Annotated in this window: 1 protein-coding gene and 1 pseudogene; both read right to left on the bottom strand. The window is 71.5% G+C overall.

Annotated features, from left to right (window positions below):
* A pseudogene (locus tag Mterra_RS21210) lies at positions 1-729 on the bottom strand (stage II sporulation protein M); the annotation flags it as partial.
* Positions 726-1,277 (bottom strand): orotate phosphoribosyltransferase, encoded by a 552-nt coding sequence (gene pyrE, locus Mterra_RS21205; RefSeq protein WP_119316871.1) that lies wholly within the window; start codon positions 1,275-1,277, stop codon positions 726-728. The gene pyrE and the pseudogene Mterra_RS21210, both read right to left, overlap by 4 nt.
* Between the last annotated feature and the right edge of the window lie 188 nt (positions 1,278-1,465).

The following is a 1,465-nucleotide window of genomic DNA, read 5'->3' as shown; positions in this document are numbered from 1 at the left end:
CTCCCCCTCCCCGATGCCGATCTGCTCGAGGGCGCCCCCCACCACCCGCTGCACCAGCCCCGCCATCTCGGGCGAGGCGTAAGCCGCCAGCGCGCCCAGCGCGAACAGCCCGTAGAGCACGGCGTTGAGCGTCAGGTACATGCGCCAGTGCTGCCGCACCAGGGCCCAGCCCTCGCGCCACCAGCGCCTCAGGACGTTGTCGCCCCGCAGCGCCAGCAGCCAGCCCAGGGAGACGAAGGCGAACAGGCCCCAGGCCAGCGGGCTGCCGATCCACGTCGGCAGTTGCCCCCCGGCGGGCACCCAACTGATGCGCACGGGCTCGCCGTTTCGCACCAACACCCGCACCTCGCCGGTGCGCTCGCCCACGCTGGCCGGGAAGCTCACCACGGTGCCGCGGGTGCCCTCCTCCTCGAGCGGGGCCTCGAGGTTGACCTCGATCCCCTCCGGCGGGGGCGGGAAGGCGATGTAGCGCTCGAGGAGGCGCACCGTCTCCTCGGTCGGCTTGCCGAAGGCCTGGCTGGGGTCTACGGTGTACTTCCCCTCCCGCCACTCCCGCACCGCCTGCTTGGCCGCGTCGATCTCCTCGCCGTGCGCGAGGGCGAGGGAGAAGCCGAAGGCCAGGCACAGGCTCAGCAGCAGCGCCCACGCCGGCCTGAAGAGCTTGGCGAATCCCCGAAGCGCCGGGCCTGCGGCGCCGGGCCGATGACGGTCGAGCTCGAGCGGTCTCATATCTCGAGTAAGGGTATCCCCTGGCGGCACAGGGGACAGTCACCCGGGTCATAAGTGGGGAACTCGAGGGCGGTGAGGGTCTTGAAGGGCACGCCGAAGCCGGCCTTCCCGCCGCTGCGGTCCACGATGCCCCCCACCCCGATGCACCTCGCCCCCTTGGCCTCGGCCGCCTCGATGGCCCGCTTCACCGAGCCCCCCGTGGTGATCACGTCCTCGACCGCCAGGAAGCGCTCGCCGGGCCGGATGAGCAGCCCCTCGCGCACGTACATCCCCCCCTGCCCGTCCTTCTCGGCGAACAGCGCCCGCACCCCCAGCGCCCGCGCGACCACGAAGGCCAGCGTGACCCCGCCCATCGCCGGCCCGATCACGAAGTCCAGCCCCACGTCCTCGAACAGCCTGCCGATGGCTTCCCCGATCGCGTCGGCGTACAGCGGGTGCTGCATCAGCGTCACCGACTGCATGAACATCGGCGAGTGCCGCCCGCTTCGCAGCAGGAAATGGCCCTCGTGCAGGGCCCCGGTCTCACGGTACATCTGAAGCACGTCCATCAGGCTCTATGCTAACGGGCGCACAGGAAAAGCGCGCGTCACCGATGGCGTGGGGCGTGTGGGAGACCCCACCCCGGTCCTCCGCAGGGAAAGCGGTAAGCCGTCAGCGGTCAGCCATCAGCTCGTGGCCCGTAGTTGCCCCACCCCGTCCCTCCCCGCCGGCGGGGAGGGACGGGGTGGGGCAACTA

The organism is Calidithermus terrae (assembly GCF_003574345.1).
Taxonomy (GTDB): Bacteria; Deinococcota; Deinococci; order Deinococcales; family Thermaceae; genus Calidithermus; species Calidithermus chliarophilus.
This window is presented reverse-complemented; position numbering and strand designations above follow the sequence as displayed.